This is a genomic window from Streptomyces sp. NPDC005151 (genome assembly GCF_053599875.1).
On record NZ_JBSFYR010000030.1, the window covers coordinates 37944 to 56244 of the forward strand.

Annotated in this window: 15 protein-coding genes, 1 tRNA gene and 1 pseudogene; 5 read left to right on the forward strand and 12 right to left on the reverse strand. The window is 70.6% G+C overall.

Translation table 11 applies throughout. From position 1 onward, the window contains the following. Positions 1-20: 20 nt before the first annotated feature. A complete protein-coding gene (locus ACWD6R_RS18200) occupies positions 21-1544 on the reverse strand; it encodes a peptidoglycan-binding protein (protein ID WP_451819590.1) in 1524 nt (507 codons plus the stop codon). A 183-nt stretch (positions 1545-1727) separates the two neighbouring features. Between ACWD6R_RS18200 and ACWD6R_RS18205 the strand changes: the two genes are divergently transcribed. The 3 genes from ACWD6R_RS18205 (at position 1728) to ACWD6R_RS18215 (ending at position 6137) form a co-directional block, all read left to right on the forward strand. Then, positions 1728-1801: transfer RNA gene (locus tag ACWD6R_RS18205), tRNA-Lys, on the forward strand. 482 nt (positions 1802-2283) lie between these two features. Continuing rightward, on the forward strand, positions 2284-4206 hold the full coding sequence (locus ACWD6R_RS18210) for a glycosyltransferase family 2 protein (RefSeq protein ID WP_451819591.1): 1923 nt from the start codon (positions 2284-2286) through the stop codon (positions 4204-4206). Next, positions 4203-6137, forward strand: coding sequence for a galactose oxidase-like domain-containing protein (locus tag ACWD6R_RS18215; protein WP_451819592.1), 1935 nt, complete (start codon positions 4203-4205; stop codon positions 6135-6137). The genes ACWD6R_RS18210 and ACWD6R_RS18215 overlap by 4 nt, the downstream gene beginning before the upstream one ends. A 249-nt stretch (positions 6138-6386) precedes the next feature. Here ACWD6R_RS18215 and ACWD6R_RS18220 read toward each other — a convergent pair whose 3' ends face one another. The 7 genes and pseudogenes from ACWD6R_RS18220 to ACWD6R_RS18250 form a co-directional block, all read right to left on the reverse strand. Further along, on the reverse strand, positions 6387-7379 hold the full coding sequence (locus tag ACWD6R_RS18220; protein ID WP_451819593.1) for a glycoside hydrolase family 6 protein: 993 nt from the start codon (positions 7377-7379) through the stop codon (positions 6387-6389). 290 nt (positions 7380-7669) lie between these two features. Next, positions 7670-8353: a class F sortase gene (locus ACWD6R_RS18225; RefSeq protein ID WP_451819594.1), complete on the reverse strand. Its 684-nt coding sequence runs from the start codon at positions 8351-8353 to the stop codon at positions 7670-7672. After that, entirely contained in the window at positions 8350-8943 is a 594-nt protein-coding gene (locus ACWD6R_RS18230) for a hypothetical protein (protein WP_451819595.1), read from the reverse strand. The genes ACWD6R_RS18225 and ACWD6R_RS18230 overlap by 4 nt, the downstream gene beginning before the upstream one ends. Positions 8944-9081: 138 nt before the next feature. Continuing rightward, positions 9082-9870, reverse strand: coding sequence for an HAD-IIA family hydrolase (locus ACWD6R_RS18235; RefSeq protein WP_451819596.1), 789 nt, complete (start codon positions 9868-9870; stop codon positions 9082-9084). Between the two features lie 204 nt (positions 9871-10074). Beyond that, a pseudogene (locus ACWD6R_RS18240) lies at positions 10075-10331 on the reverse strand (FAD-dependent oxidoreductase); the annotation flags it as partial. A gap of 199 nt (positions 10332-10530) precedes the next feature. After that, complete coding sequence (locus ACWD6R_RS18245) at positions 10531-11853, reverse strand: peptidase (RefSeq protein WP_451819597.1); 1323 nt, start codon at positions 11851-11853, stop codon at positions 10531-10533. 156 nt (positions 11854-12009) lie between these two features. Continuing rightward, on the reverse strand, positions 12010-13218 hold the full coding sequence (locus ACWD6R_RS18250; protein WP_451819598.1) for an ROK family protein: 1209 nt from the start codon (positions 13216-13218) through the stop codon (positions 12010-12012). A gap of 56 nt (positions 13219-13274) precedes the next feature. On the opposite strand from ACWD6R_RS18250, the gene ACWD6R_RS18255 reads away from it, so the two are divergent. After that, positions 13275-14402, forward strand: coding sequence for a Gfo/Idh/MocA family oxidoreductase (locus ACWD6R_RS18255; RefSeq protein ID WP_451819599.1), 1128 nt, complete (start codon positions 13275-13277; stop codon positions 14400-14402). Continuing rightward, the gene (locus tag ACWD6R_RS18260) at positions 14399-14878 is read left to right on the forward strand and encodes a heme-degrading domain-containing protein (protein WP_451819600.1); all 480 of its coding nucleotides are present in this window, start codon (positions 14399-14401) and stop codon (positions 14876-14878) included. Before ACWD6R_RS18255 ends, ACWD6R_RS18260 begins: the two co-directional genes overlap by 4 nt. An 89-nt stretch (positions 14879-14967) precedes the next feature. Here ACWD6R_RS18260 and ACWD6R_RS18265 read toward each other — a convergent pair whose 3' ends face one another. The 4 genes from ACWD6R_RS18265 to ACWD6R_RS18280 form a co-directional block, all read right to left on the reverse strand. Continuing rightward, complete coding sequence (locus tag ACWD6R_RS18265) at positions 14968-15828, reverse strand: fumarylacetoacetate hydrolase family protein (protein WP_451819601.1); 861 nt, start codon at positions 15826-15828, stop codon at positions 14968-14970. Positions 15829-15964: 136 nt separating this feature from the next. Beyond that, positions 15965-16735 (reverse strand): YidC/Oxa1 family membrane protein insertase, encoded by a 771-nt coding sequence (locus ACWD6R_RS18270; protein WP_451819602.1) that lies wholly within the window; start codon positions 16733-16735, stop codon positions 15965-15967. A 121-nt stretch (positions 16736-16856) separates the two neighbouring features. Further along, on the reverse strand, positions 16857-17192 hold the full coding sequence (locus ACWD6R_RS18275; protein WP_451819603.1) for a DUF6412 domain-containing protein: 336 nt from the start codon (positions 17190-17192) through the stop codon (positions 16857-16859). Between the two features lie 249 nt (positions 17193-17441). Beyond that, positions 17442-18230: a class E sortase gene (locus ACWD6R_RS18280; protein ID WP_451819604.1), complete on the reverse strand. Its 789-nt coding sequence runs from the start codon at positions 18228-18230 to the stop codon at positions 17442-17444. Between the last annotated feature and the right edge of the window lie 71 nt (positions 18231-18301).

The window sequence follows — 18301 nt, forward strand, 5'->3', positions numbered from 1 at the left end:
CCTCCGTCATGTCCGTGTTCTCACGCGCTGAGTCGCCGCCAGGTCTCCGGGCCGGGGTAACCGTCGGCCTCGGTGCCCCGCCAGCCCTGGGCCCGCTGGAAGGCTTCGACGTTGCGCCGGTCCGCCTCGGTCCACCGGGGTCCGGGGCCCGACGTGTAGTACTTGCCGTATCCCTTCTTCACCAACTGCCTGCCGAGCCTGTCGACATGGCTGTTGGACCGACCCGGCCGGAAATGGCCCCGGCCCGGGAAGGCTGGGGCCGCATGCGAACCGCTCCCCCGGCTGCCGCCGCCCGTGCTTCCGCTTCCGCTCACCGGAATGTCGCGGCCGGTCCCGTTCATCAGCAGGCGCCAGGTGTGCGGGCCGGGGATGCCGTCGGCCTCCTTGCCCTTCCAGCCCTGCGCCCTCTGGAACGCCTGGGTCGCACGCCGGTCGGCGCCGCCCCAGCCCGGCCCCGGTCCGACCTTGTAGAAGCGCCTTCCGCCGCGGTCCACGAGCGTCCGCCCGAGCTGGGTGACGTACGTGTTGCTGACGCCCGGACCGAATGTCCTGGTGCCCGGGAACGCCGCCGACCCGCTGCCTCCCGCTCCGGCTCCGCTGCCGTCCTTGTTGGTTCCGGTGGTCAGGCCCTTGTAGCGGTACGGAATGTATTTGCCCGAATTGGTCCAGTAGGCCATGGGCGTCGTCTGCTTGCGTGTGTGCGCAGGAGTCTGTTCGTAAGCCGTGTAATGGGTGTGCGTGTAGTCGGTCCAGCCTCCGAAGATCGTGACGTGCGAGCCCTTCGAGGGGTTGGCCGGGTTGTGGAAGAGCAGCATGTCGCCGGGCTGCAGCTCCACGCGCGCGATCCGGGTCCCGTACACGGCGAGGCTGCCGGTCCACTCGTTGCGCTTCAGTTTCCAGGCCATCGACACATAGCCGGAGCAGTCCTGCCGATACCCGTCGGACCAGTATTTCGCCATGCTGTACGGGACCTTCGCGCTCACCCACTTCTTGGCCCGGTTGACGATGTCCGCCCGGGTCACCTTGCTCAGTGCCGGTTTCGAACCGCTGGACGACGGCGGTCCCGGGGTCCCGGCACCGCTCAGCGGACCGGGCATACCCTGCGGATTGCCCACATCTGCATCGGCCGGACCCGGGCCCGGACCCGTCGTCTCGTCCGTCCGGGCGGACCCGGGCGCAGGCCCGGTCACCGCGCTCACCGCCTGGGCGGCACCGGTCCTCAGCGGACCGGGCATGCCCTGCGGATTACCCACATCCGGATCGGCCGGACCCGGATCGCCCACATCGCCCGGATCCGTCGTCCCATCCGTCGAGCCGGTCCCGGGCGCGAGCCCGGCCACCGCGCTCACCGCTTCGGCCGCGCCGGCGCTCAGCACCACGCCGGCCGCCGTGGCCAGCACCAGCACGCGCCGCGCACCATGCGCGGCCGGGTGTCCTCCGTACCGCGTGGGCAGGGCACGGGCGGCGGCGCGCCGTTGCGCGGCGCACCCCGCACAGGTGCAGTCGATGGCGGGTACGTACTCCTCGAAGGCCGGCGCAGTCATGCGAATCCCCTCCGCACTCGTCAAGATCTTTAGGCGCATCTGTACGGGCGTCAGTGTCTAACTCTCCCGAGATATTGCATTTTGACGGACAAAGCAGAAAAAACGACCATCCGACAGGCCGTAATAGGCGGGAAATGGTCAGGAGCACTCCCCTGCATCGGGTAGAGTTCTTCAGGTCAGCAGGCGCCGCTAGCTCAGTTGGTTAGAGCAGCTGACTCTTAATCAGCGGGTCCGGGGTTCGAGTCCCTGGCGGCGCACACAGAGTCAAGGCCCCCTCACTTCACGTGAGGGGGCCTTGTTCGTATGCCATCACCCCGCCCGTGGCCGACGGACGGCCCCCGAGCCGTCTCCCGGGGGCCGAAAAGCTCCCCTCGTACACCTCTATGCGCCCCCTCCACAAGAGTCACCCAAATCGCGCATACGACCGGTAAACAGCCCGTTTCACCCTTGCGATCACGACCTGGGTCATACAACCTGTCATGGGGTCATCAGCCGCAATCGAGTCGATGACGCCCGCAGTTGGGGGCAGCAACGGGGGGAAGTTCCGGTTTGCGTGTACCGCGGGATGGGGGTCCCGCTCATGGACGGATGCCGAAGGGGCACCGGGCGACCGGAAGGACGCCTTCCCGTGAGGGGAAGGCGCCCGGCAGAGAGGTCGTCCGCCGCGATCGAGGGGGATACGCGGCGGACGAGACGACCGACCGACCGCGCAGCCAGCATGCGCGCAGGGGGAGGACCCATGACGTCGACGCCGACAGGCGCCCGGCAGAACAACGACCCTTCCCGGACCACGCAGCTGCGGATACACCCGCAGCCCCGGACCGGGGGCCGGCGCCACCCGAAGAAGGCGCTGCCCCGCTACGACTACGAGCACTACAGCCGACTCGCCGGGCCACTGACCCAGCCCGATCCGAGCAGACCGTACTCCGTGCAGTACCGCTCGCTGCTCTCGCAGGAACCGCACAGACTCCGCGCGGCGCTCCTGCTCGGCGCCGCACCGCTCGTCTCGCTCGGCCTGTTCGCATGGCTGCTGCAGCCCGAACACTGGACCCAGCGCGATCCGAACCTCAAGAACGACACGCTGCTGATCCTCGACATCGTCATGCTCGTCTCGATCGGTCTGATCGAGCTCTTCCGCACCATGAACGTCCTGTCGAACGCGCATGCGACGCTGGTCGCGCGTGACCCGGTCCCGGTCGTGCCGGAGCCCGGCACCCGGGTCGCCTTCCTCACCTCCTTCGTCCCGGGCAAGGAGCCCCTGGAGATGGTGACGAAGACCCTCGAAGCGGCGGTCCGCATCAGGCACCGCGGGCTGATGCACGTCTGGCTGCTCGACGAGGGCGACGACCCGGCCGTCAAGGAGGTCTGCGCCCGGCTCGGGGTGCACCACTTCTCCCGCAAGGGCGTCGCGCACTGGAACCAGGCCAAGGGCGCGCACCGCGCGAAGACCAAGCACGGCAACTACAACGCCTGGCTCGACGCGCACGGCGGCGCGTACGACTTCTTCGCCTCGGTCGACACCGATCACGTACCACTGCCCAACTACCTGGAGCGGATGCTCGGCTACTTCCGCGACCCGGACATCGGCTTCGTCATCGGCCCGCAGGTCTACGGCAACTACGACACGTTCGTCACGAAGGCCGCCGAGTCCCAGCAGTTCCTCTTCCACGCGCTGATCCAGCGCGCGGGCAACCGCTACGGCGCCCCGATGTTCGTCGGGACCAGCAACGCCGTGCGGATCTCCGCCCTCAAACAGATCGGCGGTCTGTACGACTCGATCACCGAGGACATGGCGACCGGCTTCGAGATGCACCGCGCGCGCAACCCGCACACCGGCCGGAAGTGGCGCTCGGTCTACACCCCGGACGTGCTGGCCGTCGGCGAGGGCCCGACCGCGTGGACGGACTTCTTCACCCAGCAGCTGCGCTGGTCACGGGGGACGTACGAGACGATCCTCAAGCAGTACTGGAGAGGGATCGGGACACTCCCCTTCGGCAAGCTTTTCAACTACACGATGATGATCATCTTCTATCCGATGTCCGCCCTGAACTGGATTCTGGCGGCGCTCAGTTGCACGCTGTTCCTGGGCATGGGCGCCTCGGGCGTGCAGATCGACCCGGTCGTCTGGATGATGCTGTACGGCAACGCCTCGGCGCTCCAGATCGGTCTGTACATCTGGAACCGGCGGCACAATGTGTCGCCGCACGAGCCGGAGGGCTCCGGCGGTCTGGCGGGGATGATGATGTCCGCACTCTCCGCCCCGGTCTACGCGCGATCCCTGATGGATGCCGTGCTGCGCCGCAAGAGCTCGTTCGTGGTGACGCCCAAGGGCGACTCGTCCAGCCCCGACACGTTGTTCGGCACGTTCCGTATCCATCTCTTCTTCATGGTGGTCTTCGGCGGTTCGATCGCCGCCTCCTTCGTCCTCGGCCACAGCCATCCCGCGATGCTCACCTGGGCCGCGCTGGCGCTGCTGATCACGGCGGCGCCGATCTTCGGCTGGCGGTACACCGTCCACGCGGAGAAGAAACAGCGGCGCGGCGGACCACCCCCGCAGGACGGCGCACCGGCTCCGCAGCCGGCGCATGCCCCGCAGGAAAAACCGCACTGGGTGTCCGACGGCCAGACCGTGCAGATCTCCCTGGGGGGACGTAACCAATGACGTACCGTCCTGGCCGCCGCACCCGCCGCATGGCGATCAGTACGGCGGTGGTACTGGCGCTCGCGGGGGCGAACGGGCCGTGGCTGTACCGCGTCAGCAGCGAGCGCTACCACGAGTACAAGATCAACAAGCCGGAGTACAAGGCCGCCAACGGCCACTGGGACTTCCTCGACGTCCCGTCCGAGTTCCGGATCAATACGATCCATGCCGCGCTGCTGCACACCGGCAAGGTGCTGCTCGTCGCGGGCTCCGGCAACAACCAGAAGAACTTCGACGCGAAGAGCTTCCGGTCCGTGCTGTGGGACCCGGGGACCGGCACGTTCACGAACATACCCACGCCCAAGGACATGTTCTGCTCCGGTCACACCCAGCTGCCGGACGGCCGGCTGCTGATAGCCGGCGGCACGAAGCGGTACGAGAAGCTGACGGGCGATGTCACCAAGGCGGGCGGCCTGATGATCGTCCACAACGAGGACCCGGACAAGCCGGTCACCCTGCCCGCGGGCACCCGGTTCACCGGCAAGGAGAACGGCAGGACGTTCGTCTCCAAGGACCCGGTGCTGGTCGAGAAGGCCACCAAGGTCTTCGACAGGAAGACCGGCGCGTTCCTGCGCAACGACCCCGGGCTCGGCCGGATCTACGTCGAGGCCCAGAAGTCCGGTACGAAGTACGAGACGGGCACCCAGGACAACTACCGGATCTCCGGGCTCTCCGGCTCCGACACACGGAACGTGTACGGGATCGCCCAGAAGCTCGCCCTCGACAAGAAGGACTTCCAGGGCATCCGGGAGGCGTTCGAGTTCGACCCGGTGGCGGAGAAGTACATCACCGTCGATCCGATGAACGAGGCGCGCTGGTACCCGACGCTGACCACGCTGAAGGACGGCAGGGTCCTCGCCCTGTCCGGACTCGACGAGATCGGGCAGATCGTGCCCGGCAAGGACGAGATCTACGACCCTCGGACGAAGAAGTGGGCGTACACCGGCATCGTCCGGAAGTTCCCCACCTATCCGGCGGTCTTCCTGCTGAACGACGGCAGGCTCTTCTACTCCGGCTCGAACGCCGGGTACGGTCCGGCGGACGTCGGCCGCGCGCCGGGCGTCTGGGACCTTGCGGCGAATACGTTCGAGGAGATCCCCGGGCTGAGCGACGCCCGGGAGATGGAGACATCGGCGACGGTACGGCTGCCACCCGCCCAGGGCGAGAAGTTCATGGTCATCGGCGGGGGCGGGGTGGGTGAGTCGGACAGGTCCAGCGAGAAGTCCCGGCTCGTGGACCTGAAGGCCGCCGAGCCGAGATTCAGGGACGGCGCGTCGCTCACCGAGGGCACGCGCTATCCGAGCGCGTCGCTGCTGCCCGACGACTCGGTGCTCGTCACCGGCGGGTCGAGCGACTACCGCGGGCGCAGCGGCTCGAACGTCCTGCAGGCGCGGCTGTACGACGCGAAGACGGACACGTACCGGAGGGTGGCGGATCCGGAGGTCGGACGGAACTATCACTCGGGGTCGCTGCTGCTGCCCGACGGGCGCGTCATGATCTTCGGCTCGGACTCGCTGTACGCCGACAAGGCGAACACCCGCCCGGGCGTCTTCGAGCAGCGCATCGAGATCTACACGCCGCCCTACCTGTACCGCGGCTCACGGCCGGAGCTGACGGCCGGGCCGAAGAGCATTCGACGCGGCGGTACGGCGGTGTTCACGACAAGGCAGGGATCGACGATCACGTCGGCGAAGCTGATGCGGCCGAGCGCGGTGACGCATGTGACGGACACGGACCAGCGGTCCGTGGCGCTGGGGCTGAAGAGGACGGCAGGGGGTATCGCCGTAACGGTGCCGGGGAATCGGGCGCTGGTGCCGTCGGGGTGGTACCTGCTGTTCGTGGCCGATGCGAAGGGGACACCGTCGAAGGGGACGTGGCTGCGGGTCCCGTAGCACCGGGGCGCCCCCGGTGACCCCGCTGTCCTCAATCGCCGGACGGGCTTGATTTTGCCCTCAATCGCCGGACAGGCTTGATGTGCCCGCTGCGGGTGCACAATCAGTCCCGCGCGGCGCCATCAAGCCCGTCCGGCGTTTGAGGACGGACGCCTCGCGCTGGACGGGCATGCGTCCCGCCTCGCCGGGCGGCACCTTGAAGCCCGGCCGGTCCAAGGACAAAGAACCGGCCACCGGACGCCCCCGGTACTACCTCGTGTTGCGGGCCAGCCCCAGCGCGTACTCCGGCCACCACTCCCCCGCCTTCGGACCCCCCTTGCACGCGCCGTCCGACTCCCCCGGCCGCTTGATCCAGAGGTACGCGTCGACCAGGTCCTCACCCGTGTCCGTGGTCGGGGGTTCACCCAGGGCCCGGCCCGGTGGGTTGCACCAGTTCTCCTCGGGGTCGCCCTCGTCGTACGGACCGTTGCCGTTGCGGCTCGTGTCGATGACGAACGGCTTGTTGCCGACCTTCACCGACAGCCGCTTTCCGAAGTCCGTACTGGCCGCCGTGGTCTGGAAGTTGGAGACGTTGACCGCGAAGCCGTCCGCGTCCGCGATGCCCGCCTGCCGGAGCGGCTGGAAGAGCGCCTCCGGGGTGTGCCAGCCCGCGTTGCCCGCGTCCATGTAGACGCGTGTGTACGGCAGTTGCTTCAGCCGTTGCACGGCGCCCCCCAGCAGGTCGTACCGCTCCTCGTGGAACTCCTGCGGGGTACAGCCGTCGATCAGGTGCAACAGCGCGTCCGGCTCCAGGATCACCGTGGTGCGGCGGTCGCCGATGCCCTTCGCCACGCCCTCCAGCCAGGCACGGTACGCGTCGCCGTCCGCGGCGCCGCCCTTCGAGAACTGGCCGCAGTCACGGTGCGGGATGTTGTAGAGGACCAGCAACGCCTCCCGGCCGGCCTTCCGGGCCGCCTCGGTGAAGCCCTTCGCCTCCGCCTCGGGGTTGTCCGGGCCGATCCACTCCCCGACCGGCTGCCGGGCGATCTTCTTGATCAGGCCGGCGTCCCTGTCGTTGCCGGCCTTGGTGTAGGCGGCGACCTGCCGGGCCGCGTTCCCGTCCGGGTTGACCCAGTAGGGGGCGCTCCCGACGGGGCTCCCGTCGCCACCGGAGGACGAGGACGAAGAACATCCTGCGAGGAGCAGTGTCACGGCCAGCGCCACCGCCCCCGCACCGGACCGGCCGGTGTAATTGCCGTACATCCACTCCCCCTTGGGTGCCGGACAAGACCGGGCGAATCCATCCTGACACACCCAGACGTCGAACGACGCAGAGCAACCGGTTCTGGACGTATCGTCAAATATCTGTTGGGTGCGGGCAGTTGGGCGTCCTACAGTGACGCGTAGTGGCCCACACGCCCCCTTTGCCTCCCGTGTCGGCGCCGGGCTTCTCCCGCAGCCCGCGCACCGCGGTCGAGGACCGGCCCGGTCGGCGCCCCGGGGTGAAAGCGGGGCCGGCCGGGCCCGGTGTACCTCATCCACCGGACGGTCCGCTACGCGGAATTGCCCGCGGACGGCTTCTCGCCGGTCAGGTATGCCGAGACGACCACATTGGCGTTGTACTCGTGCAAGGCGCGGTCGAACGTGCCGCCGCAGGTGATCAGCCGCAGCTCCGCCCGGCCGTCCTTGTGGGGCCCGTAGGCCTTGTGGGCGTCGAAGCGGTCCCGGGTGAAGACCTGGACGTCGTCGATGGTGAATTCGGCGACCGAGCCGTCCGTCCGGACGACCCTGATCTTCGCGCCGGGGCGGGCCGCGCTCAGCCCGTAGAAGACGGCCGGTTTGGTCTCGGTGTCGACGTGGCCGACCAGGAGCGCGGCGCCCGCCGCGCCGGGTCGGGTGCCGCTGCCGTACCAGCCGACGGTCTGCGGTTTCGCGAACGGTGGCGGGTCGATCCCCCCCGCCCTGTCCAGGCCGCGGGCGACGACGGGGGCCCGGACTCCTATCGAGGGAATCTCGATGCGTTCCGGCGCCGCACCCTTGATCGGGGCGTGCGCCGCGGGCAGCGGTACACCGTAGGGGCGACCGACCGCCGCGACGTCACCGGTGGTCGGGGCGGAGCTCGCGCCGGAGCCGTCGGCGATGCCGCGGCCCCAGAGGCACAGGCCCAGCAGCAGGATGGCCCAGGCCACTCCGGTGAGCAGCCGGCCCGTCCCTGCCGGGCGGTCCGAGGCGGTCATCTCGCTCGATCCGCGGCCGGACGGCGGCGCCGACGGGTGCTGAGGAGGGCTACGGCGACGGCCGCGACGGCGGCCAGGGCCATCCCGAGCACGGCGTGCGCGGTGCCGGGGCCGGACTGCTCGGCCGTCTGTTCGGTGAGGACGGCGGTGCCTCCGCCACCGGCCCGGACCGGGGCGATCGGGGCGATCGGGGCGAGCGGTTCGGAACGGTCGCCTGCGACGACGGTGACGGTGCTGGACACCCTGGTGTCCTTGTCGCCGTCGCAGGTCACCGAGATGTCGTACGCGCCGGGCGCGGCGTCGGAGCGAATCCTGGCCCGGGTGAAGAGCCCGCCGCGGTCGTCGGCCGTGAGGCGCGCATCGGAGGCGAAGGCGTCGGAGATCCCTTTGGCCTCCTTGCCCTTGCAGCCGTCGACCTGCAGGTCCACGTTGTCGCCGGGGGCGAGGGAGGACGGGGTCACTGAGAGGGTGGCGTGGGACTGCGAGTCCTTCTCGGAGCCGGAGTCGGAGTTGGCCAGTGCGGCGGGAGCGGGTATCAGGGTCGCCGCGATCACCGCGGCCCCACAGAACGTGAGGGGTATGGAACGCATCGTGAACCTCCTTCTGGCAGGTTCACGCGTCCGGCGGCTTTTCGCATCCGCAGGGGTGAGGGACTGGGCCGTGCGGGTTCAGTCCCTGGAACGACAAAATGCGGGGAAGGCGCGCAGGCGGCCCTCCCCGCACGGCGCTCAGCTCACGTCGACGAGGTCGACCAGGTCGGCGATGGAGTCGACGACCGTGGAGGGCCGGAACGGGTAGCGGTCGATGTCGGCGGGGGTCGTCAGGCCGGTCAGCACCAGGAAGGTGTGCATGCCCGCCTCCAGGCCGGCGAGCACATCGGTGTCCATCCGGTCGCCGATCATGGCGCTGGACTCGGAGTGGGCACCGATCGCGTTCAGCCCGGTGCGCATCATCAGCGGGTTGGGCTTGCCCGCAAAGTACGGGTCCTTGCCGGTGGCCTTGGTGATCAGCGCGGCGACGGCCCCGGTGGCGGGCAGCGGGCCCTGGGCCGACGGGCCGGTCTCGTCGGGGTTGGTGCAGATGAAGCGGGCCCCGCCGTTGATCAGCCGGATCGCCTTGGTGAGCGCCTCGAAGCTGTACGTACGGGTCTCACCGAGAACGACGTAGTCCGGCTCCTGGTCGGTGAGGACGTACCCGATGTCGTGCAGCGCGGTGGTGAGTCCGGCCTCGCCGATGACATACGCGGTGCCGCCGGGCCGCTGGTCGTCGAGGAACTTCGCGGTGGCCAGTGCGGAGGTCCATATGTTCTCGACCGGGACGTCGAGACCCATGCGTGCCAGCCTGGCGTGCAGGTCGCGCGCCGTGTAGATCGAATTGTTGGTGAGGACCAGGAACGGCAGCCCGGACTCCCGCAGCCGCTTGATGAAGGCGTCGGCCCCGGGGATCGGCGTGCCCTCGTGGATGAGGACTCCGTCCATGTCGGTGAGCCAGGATGTGATCGGCTTGCGCTCTACCATGTGGGACTCCTGCCGTACGCCGTGTGCGGGGACGCCGGCGGCACCGCGTTGTGCAGCGCCGACATCACCGATTTTAGAGGTACGGGCAGGTGGCGGAGGGCGGCGGCGGTCCCGTACCCGATCCGGGACAATCCGGACCCCCACCGGAAATGCGCTCAACTCCCCGCTCTCGGCGAGGAGTTGATCTTCAGTCCAGACCCGTTACCGCACGGGCAGCTCGGGTCCGGCCAGCTCGCGGACGAGACCGCCGAGCCAGGCGCCGGCGCACAGGATGACGGCGTCACCGGCATGCACGTCGCCGTGGTCGTCGCGGACGGAGGCGGTACCGACGACCTCGCGGACCTCGCCGCGACAACGGCGCCGCGGCCCTGACGGGCGAGGCGGCCCTCCAGAAGGAGTTCGCGCAGCGCCTGCCGCACGGTCTCGCGCGACACCTCGTAGCGGACCGCGAGATCACGCTCGGTGGGCAGCATGCCGCCCTCACCCAACTCCCCTATGACGACGGAGACATGGGCCTTCACGGCGTGGCACTTGGGAATACGGCCGTGCTCCGGGATGCCGGAACGGATCGGTGCGCCAGGTGCCTGGTCGTGCAGGTAGCCCACCTCCCGATGGTGGCAGACGGACATGAACGACGGTGAACGTTTCGGGGCCCGCAGGTCAACGACGGGTGCGGCGGAGCCGCCGCGCCCCTCTCAGGGCGGCCACACCACCGGCCAGACAGAGCCCGGCGGCGAGACCCTCGGTCCAGATGACGGCCCCCGGTCCGGTCCTGGCGAGTTCGGGCGGGCCCTGCGGATCCCGGGCGGTGGGCGGCGCCTCTCCGGAGGCGCTGACGCTGGGCGTGTCACCGGATCCACCGATGCCACCACCGCCATCGACCCCACCGCCGTCGACCCCACCCGCGTCACCGGATCCGCCGATGCCACCACCGCCGTCGACACCACCCACGTCACCGGATCCCCCGATGCCACCGCCGCCATCGACCCCACCGCCGTCGACACCGCCGCCGTCGATACCGCCCGCGTCACCGGACACGCCGATGCCACCACCGCCATCGACACCACCCGCGTCACCGGATCCGCCGATGCCACCACCGCCATCGACACCACCCACGTCACCGGATCCCCCGATGCCACCACCGCCGTCGACCCCACCGGCGTCGCCGATTCCCGGAGTGGCGCTGTCGAGGGGTGGCTCGGGCAGCACGTCCCCGTCTCGGCTGATGCCGCCGACGTCACCCGTACCTCCCGTGTCTTCATCACCGGTATCGCCACCACCGGTGTCGCCACCGTCGCCCTCGTCCTCGACCACGCCGAAGACGTAGTCGTCGGACTCACCGACCCAGTCCCCGTCGTCACCCGCCGGCGTCTTCTTGGCGCCGTCGTCACCCGCGGCCTGCTTACGCTGGACGATCGCGGCCTTGGCGGTGATCCGATTGGGGCCGGTGTCGGAGGTGAACGCCATCCGGACCTGGACGGTGACGGTGTGCCCCGCAGGGACGGTGAAGCCGCCGAAGGTGTCGGCGCCGTCGCCGCCGAAGACGCCGATGTGCTCGTCGCGGTCGGTCGTCTCCCAGGTGACGCGGTGCGGGACATCGTCGGGGCGGTCCGGGTCGGAGAACTCCAGCTGGATCTGGTCGGAGGTCAGCTTCCGGTCCTCGTCGGTGAGGACCAGAACCGGGTGGATGGAGCCGCAGGGCTTCGAGGTCGTATTGGTCAGATCCAGGAACCAGGTGCCGTATCCCCCGCCGGACGCATACGTCTCCGGGCCGCCGTGGATCCGGGTAGTGATCGGGAAGTCGGCCGTGGTCGGGGCACCACAGGTGGGCTGCTGGTCGGCGTTGACGGCGACGGGCACCGCGGCGGCGTCGGCGGATGCGGCGGACGCGCCGCCGAGCACGACGGCGGGGACGACGGACGCCGCGGCCAGTCCGAGGGCGATTCCGTGGCGCGGCCGGGGAGGGGGAGGCGTGGGAGGCATTGGGGGACACCCTTTGCTGCTCGCGAAACGGCCGGATCGCGCCGTGCCCGGAGTTCACCGGTTGTAGGCGGCGACGCTGCCACGCGCGCGCGACCCGGCGGGCGCCGACATGCCGGGGGGTCGCCCGGTCGGGCGACCCGAACCGCTCGAACGGCCCTACGCCCCGGCGCCGCCGAGTCGCCCGAACAGCGGGGCGAGGACGAGCTGGGCGGCCCCCTCGGCGACCGGCCGGTCCCCGCCCGCGGTCATGACGAGCGGCACGGCCGCACCGATGCCGTCACGCCGGACGCGCTCACCGATCACGGCCCGGACCCCACTGACGTACGTATCGGGGTCGGCGTCGACGGTGCGGCCGCCCAGCACCACTCGGTCGATGTCGAGCAGCCCGACAAGGTTGGCGGCGCCGGTCCCGAGTACCCGCGCGGCCTCCGCGGCATCGCCTCCCGAGACGGCGGCGAGGCAGAGCGCCTCGATACAGCCGCGCCCGCCGCAGCTGCACAGGGGCCCGTCCAGCAGCACGGTCTGATGCCCGAACTCACCGGCCCCGGTACGGGCTCCGCGATGCACGGCCCCACCGAGCACGAGCCCGGCACCGAGCCCGGTCCCGAGATGCAGATACGCGAAGTCCCCCGGCCCGTCGGCCCGCAGCGCGAGTCCGAGAGCGGCGGCATTGGTGTCCTTGTCGACGACGACGGGCAACCCGGTGCGCGCGGTGAGAGCGTCCCGGAGCGGAAACCCGTCCCACTGCGGAAACCCGGTGACGCGATGCAGCACACCCCCCCGGTGATCAAGCGGCCCGGGCACGGCAACACCCAGCCCGAGCACGGTGGACGGCGGAGCCACGGGGAAGGCCGCGTGCGGCCCGGAGCCGGTCCCGTCGGGGACGGTGGGCGCGGAGCTGCCCGGCCCCGCTTCCGCGGCCCCGCCCGAGCCCGACCCGCCGGGCCCGCCCAGCACCAGCCCCACCTGCCGCGCCGCAGCGGCGACCACCTCGCCCGCCGGTGCGCCGAAGTCCAGCGGCGCCCTGCGGCTCGCCACGACCGTGCCCGCGAGATCGACCAGGACCACCGTCAGTTCGTCCCGGTCCAGGTGCAGCCCCACCGCGTGTCCCGCGTCCGGAACCAGGCGCAGCACCGTGCGCGGTTTGCCGCCCGTGGAGGCGCGGTGGCCCGCCTCCGTCGCCAGGCCTTCCGCCCGCAGCCGGGCGGTGATCTTGCTGACGGCCTGCGGGGTGAGCCCCGTCCGTTCCGCCAGCTCCAGCCGGCTGATCCCGCGCTCGCCCGCGACACGCAGCAGGTCCAGCACGAGCGCCGCGTTGTGGCTGCGCAGTGTCGGTAGGTTCGCCCCGGTGTTACTTCTGTTCACTGCCCCATTGTCTCCCTCGCTTGCACTTTGGCAACAGCGTTGCTTAAGTGGATTGCATGACTGGCATCACGACACCCGAGACGCCCGGCTCCCCCCTCCGCGTCGGACTCGTCGGCTATGGCCTGGCAGGCTCCGTCTTCCACGCCCCGCTGATCGCCGCGGCCGAGGGACTGGCCCTCGACACGGTCGTCACGTCGAACGAGGAGCGTCGGGCCCAGGCCCGTGCCGAGTTCCCGGACGTTCGGTTCGCCGCGTCGCCCGACGAGCTGTGGGCGCGCGCCGACGAGCTGGATCTGATCGTGATCGCCTCCCCCAACAAGACCCACGTCCCGATCGCGACCGCCGCGCTCGAAGCCGGTCTGCCGGTCGTCGTGGACAAGCCGATCGCCGGCACGGCCGCCGAGGCGCGCGAGCTCGCCGCGCTGGCGCAGGAGCGCGGGCTGCTGCTGTCCGTCTTCCAGAACCGCCGCTGGGACAACGATTTCCTGACGCTCTCCCAGCTGATCGCGGACGGCGAGCTCGGTGACGTACAGCGCTTCGAGTCCCGTTTCGAGCGGTGGCGCCCGCAGCTCAAGGGCGGCTGGCGTGAGTCGGGCGACCCCGAGGAGATCGGCGGGCTGCTGTACGACCTGGGCAGCCACGTCGTCGACCAGGCGCTCGTGCTGTTCGGCCCGGCGGTGCGGGTGTACGCGGAGTCCGACGTACGCCGACCCGGCGCCGTCACCGACGACGACACGTTCATCGCGATCACCCATGCGAACGGGGTCCGCTCGCATCTGTACGTCAGCGCCACCACCGCCCAGCTCGGGCCGCGCTTCCGCGTGCTCGGTTCGCGGGCCGGTTATGTGAAGTACGGTCTCGACCCGCAGGAGGCCGCCCTGCGTGAGGGCCACCGCCCGTCCGCCGCCGCTTCCGGCTGGGGCGAGGAGCCCGAGGCGCTGTGGGGCCGGACCGGTTCGGGCGAGTCGCCGCTGACCGGTGGCGGCATCCCGGTCCGTACCCTGCCGGGCGACTACCCGGCGTACTACGCGGCGGTCGCCGACGCGGTGCGCGGAAAGGGCGAGAATCCGGTGACGGCACTGCAGGCCGCCGCGGCCCTGGACGTCCTGGAGGCCGCCCGCCGCTCGGCCCGCGAGGGCGTCACCGTCACCCTGTCCACCACTTCCGAGGAGCAGTCCGCATGAACCCCACCGCTCCGACCATCTCCGAGCTCATCTCGCAGGAGCGCCGGCTGACGCTGCCGCATTTCGGTTACGACGACGCGTACGCGCTCGGCGGGCTGCTCGTCTCCATGGCCCGGGAGCGCCACGCGCCGGTCGCGATCGACATCCGGCGCGGTGCCCAGCAGCTGTTCCATGCCGCGCTGCCCGGTTCGAGCGCGGACAACGACGCGTGGATCGACCGCAAGCGCAAGGTCGTCGAGCGGTACGGCGAGAGCTCGTACCTGGTCGGGACCCGGTTCCGGGCGAAGGGGACGACGTTCGAGGACTCCTCGCGGCTGGACCAGTACACGTACGCCGCGCACGGCGGTTCGTTCCCGATCGCGGTCGAGGGCGCGGGCGTGATCGGCTCGGTCACGGTGTCCGGGCTGCCGCAGGCGGAGGACCACGCGCTGGTCGTCGAGGCGCTGGAACAGTTCGCCACCACGATGTCCGACTGAGACGGCTGAGACGACTGAGACGACTGACGTGACGAAGGGGTGGCTCGCCGCACCAGCGGCACACCACCCCTCCGACCTTTACGCGACGGCTACGCGTCCTTCAGCTCCTGCCGCTGCCGCCCCAGCCCCTCGATCTCCAGCTCGACGACATCCCCCGCCCGCAGATACGGCTTGGGATCCGGCTGCCCCATGGCCACGCCCGCCGGCGTACCGGTGTTGATGACATCGCCCGGGTACAGCGTCATGAACCGGCTGAGGTAGCGGACCACCTCGCCCACCGGGAAGATCTGGTCGGCGGTCGTGCCGTCCTGCTTCAGCTCGCCGTTGACCCAGAGCTTCAGCGGCAGCGCCTGCGGGTCGGAGACCTCGTCGGCCGTCACGAGCCACGGCCCCAGCGGGTTGAACGTCTCGCAGTTCTTGCCCTTGTCCCAGGTGCCGCCGCGCTCGATCTGGAATTCGCGCTCGGAGACGTCGTGCGCGACCGCGTACCCGGCGACGTGACCGAGCGCTTCCTCGGCGGAGTCCAGGTAGCGGGCGGTGCGGCCGATGACGACGGCGAGCTCGACCTCCCAGTCGGTCTTGACGCTGCCGCGCGGCACCAGCACCGTGTCCTCGGGTCCGACGACGGTGTCCGGCGCCTTGAAGAAGAGGATCGGTTCGGCCGGAATCGCCGCTCCGGTCTCGGTGGCGTGCTCGTGGTAGTTCAGCCCGATGCACACGATCTTGCCGATGCGGGCGAGCGGCGGCCCGACCCGCAGCCCCTCGGCGTCGAGTGCGGGCAGCTCGCCGGGCGCGGCCGCGGCGGCCCGTACCCGCGCCAGCGCGGACTCGTCGGCGAGCAGGGCGCTGTCGATGTCGGTGACGATTCCCGACAGGTCACGCAGGGTTCCGCCCCGGTCCAGCAGCGCCGGTCGTTCCGCACCTGCCGTACCCACACGAAGCAGCTTCAACGGTCTTTCTCCCCTTGGTCGAGATCGGGCCCGTCGGATGGGTGGCGGCCATCGCAGGCTTGGCCGATCCTCCAAGACATCGGATCACTCCGCAAGGCCCTGTTCACACACTGGACCGGCGCACTCGCCCCGCCGGTTAGGCCACGGTGGCCATGGCGGCGCCCGCGGCCGGCATGTCGCGGTAGAGAGCGGCGCGCTCGATCGCGGTCCAGGTGGTGCTCGTGACGATGTAGAGCGCGGCGGCGAGTGGCACATACGCCACCGAGACGAGCGTGAAGAAGGACATCAGCGGCATCAGCTTCGTCATCGCGCCCATGCCCGGCACGGGCTGTCCGTCGGGACCGGTGGCGGGGGTGGCCGGGGCGGATGCGAGCTGGCGCTTCGTACGGCGGTAGTTGAACGTGGCGACGACGGCGACGATCACGAAGAGGCCGAGATAGACGACGCCCTGGGTGCCGAACAGTCCGCCGTCCGCGAGCGCCTCCTGCCAGTGCCCGCCGAGCGGGGCGCCGAAGAGCTCATGGCTGAGCAGCTCATTGGAGTCGCCACCGATCTTCTGGCTGGAGAAGACGTGGTACAGCAGGAAGAAGGCGGGCATCTGCAGGAGGCTGGGCAGGCAGCCGGACAGCGGCGAGACCTTCTCCTCCCGGTGCAGCTCCATGAGCGCCTTCTGCATGCGCTCGGGGTTCTTGGCGTGTTTCTTGCGCAGCGCGGCGATCTGCGGCTGGAGCTTGGTGCGGGCCTTCTGCCCACGCGCCGCGGCCCGCGAGAGGGGGTGCACGGCGAGTCGCACGAGCGCGGTGAAGAGGACGATTGCGGCGGCGGTGGCCGCGCCCTGGAAGAGCGGGTGCAGCAGATCGGCGAAGGAGCCGACCAGGGCGGCGAAAGCGGACATGAACGTGGACATGGATGAGCCCTCCGGGGGTCTCGTCGTGCCGGGAGAAGGACGATCTGGCTCGGCATGACGACCCGCGTGGGGCACGCCCGAGCACACGTACTCGTGCTCGGGCGGAGAAGGTGCGAAGTCCCTACGCGGCCGTCAGGAGGGCACGGCCGGGGGCTCGGGGCCGCCTGCGCCCCTTGGCGTCGGGATCGCGCTGCGGCAGGAACGCGGTGCGTTTCTCTCGGTCGCGCATGGCGGTACGGACCCGGGTGCGGGGCACCGGGCCGGCGCAGCGGGCGCTGATGACCGAACAGGCGACGAGCGCGGAACCGGCGGCGGCGGTGGCGGCGAGCGCGACCGCCGCGGAGAGGCTGCCGCCCTCGGCGAGGAGAACCTCGGTGAGCAGGAAGAGCAGGATTCCGACGGGCCGGGGCAGGCGGGCGATGCCACCGCGCAGGCGGTTGTCGATACTGCTGCTCATCGATCCCTCCCCCGCTCGGTCCGGTGGGCTCGCTCGTTCGGCCCTCCAGTTTTTATACACGATGGCCCGGGGAGCCGGTCGGCGTCGGACGGGGTCGGTCTCCAGCGGCCGGAGGAGCCGGCGCGGCGCGAGCAGGGCGCGGCTGACCGGGTCGTCACGGTCCCGGGTCGCGCAGGGCGCGGCAAGCGCCTCGATCCTCGGCCTGCTCGTCGCGGGCGGGGGCGCCGACGCCGCTGGTCCACAAGGGCGCTACCGCCCCCTGGCTCCCGTCAGCCTCCCCCACACGACGAGCCGGTACCGGGAGGTGAATTCGGGCGTGCACGTGGTCAGCGTCACGTAGGCACCGGGCTCGCTGTACCCGGCGTGCGGCTGCGCATTGCTGCGCGGAACGGCGGCGATCACCCCGCTGTCCCGCGGCGACGTCCGGGGCAGCGTCTTGTCGACGACGTACGTGTACACCCGCTCCCGGGTCTCGACGGTGATCCGGTCACCCCGGCGCAGCCGGTTGATGTACCGGAACGGTTCGCCGTGCGTGTTGCGGTGCCCGGCGAGCGCAAAGTTCCCGACGCCGCCTGGCTGCGCGGTGCGCGGGTAGTGCCCGACGTACCCCTTGTCGAGGACGCCGCTCTTGCTGATGCCCTGGGCGACCGGGGCGGTGAGCCCGAGGCGCGGGATGCGGATGACGGCGTACGCCTGATACCGGCGAGGCGCGCGCCCCGCAGCCGTCGTACGCCCGCTCCCGCCACCACCACCCCGCGACACCGGGGCCGAACCGTCGTCCCCGTCCCCGCCCTCCGAGGGCCCCACCGGCTGTCCGCCCCCGTCCGTGCCCCGGCCCCACTCCTGCTCCAGGGCCTGCACCTGGTCCTCGGCTCCCGCTCTGGCCTGCCGATTGGTCCACCACAGCTGATGGACGACGAGGAGCAGCAGCACGACACCCAGGGTCATGACCGCCTCGGCGCCCGTCCACAGCCCACGCGCGGCAACGCGCCGCCCACGCGGGTTCCGCTGGACCGCGACCGGTATCCGCTCCCTCACGGCCCGCACGATAGGGGCACGACCCGTAACTCACCAGGGCCGGAACAACCCTCCGCCCAGTAGCCGTACAG

Coding starts and splice junctions, on each gene's coding strand:
- ACWD6R_RS18200 (WP_451819590.1), bottom strand. CDS start 1,544: ATGACTGCGCCGGCCTTCGAGGAGTACGTACCCGCCATCGACTGCACC.
- ACWD6R_RS18210 (WP_451819591.1), top strand. CDS start 2,284: ATGACGTCGACGCCGACAGGCGCCCGGCAGAACAACGACCCTTCCCGG.
- ACWD6R_RS18215 (WP_451819592.1), top strand. CDS start 4,203: ATGACGTACCGTCCTGGCCGCCGCACCCGCCGCATGGCGATCAGTACG.
- ACWD6R_RS18220 (WP_451819593.1), bottom strand. CDS start 7,379: ATGTACGGCAATTACACCGGCCGGTCCGGTGCGGGGGCGGTGGCGCTG.
- ACWD6R_RS18225 (WP_451819594.1), bottom strand. CDS start 8,353: ATGACCGCCTCGGACCGCCCGGCAGGGACGGGCCGGCTGCTCACCGGA.
- ACWD6R_RS18230 (WP_451819595.1), bottom strand. CDS start 8,943: ATGCGTTCCATACCCCTCACGTTCTGTGGGGCCGCGGTGATCGCGGCG.
- ACWD6R_RS18235 (WP_451819596.1), bottom strand. CDS start 9,870: ATGGTAGAGCGCAAGCCGATCACATCCTGGCTCACCGACATGGACGGA.
- ACWD6R_RS18245 (WP_451819597.1), bottom strand. CDS start 11,853: ATGCCTCCCACGCCTCCCCCTCCCCGGCCGCGCCACGGAATCGCCCTC.
- ACWD6R_RS18255 (WP_451819599.1), top strand. CDS start 13,275: ATGACTGGCATCACGACACCCGAGACGCCCGGCTCCCCCCTCCGCGTC.
- ACWD6R_RS18260 (WP_451819600.1), top strand. CDS start 14,399: ATGAACCCCACCGCTCCGACCATCTCCGAGCTCATCTCGCAGGAGCGC.
- ACWD6R_RS18270 (WP_451819602.1), bottom strand. CDS start 16,735: ATGTCCACGTTCATGTCCGCTTTCGCCGCCCTGGTCGGCTCCTTCGCC.
- ACWD6R_RS18275 (WP_451819603.1), bottom strand. CDS start 17,192: ATGAGCAGCAGTATCGACAACCGCCTGCGCGGTGGCATCGCCCGCCTG.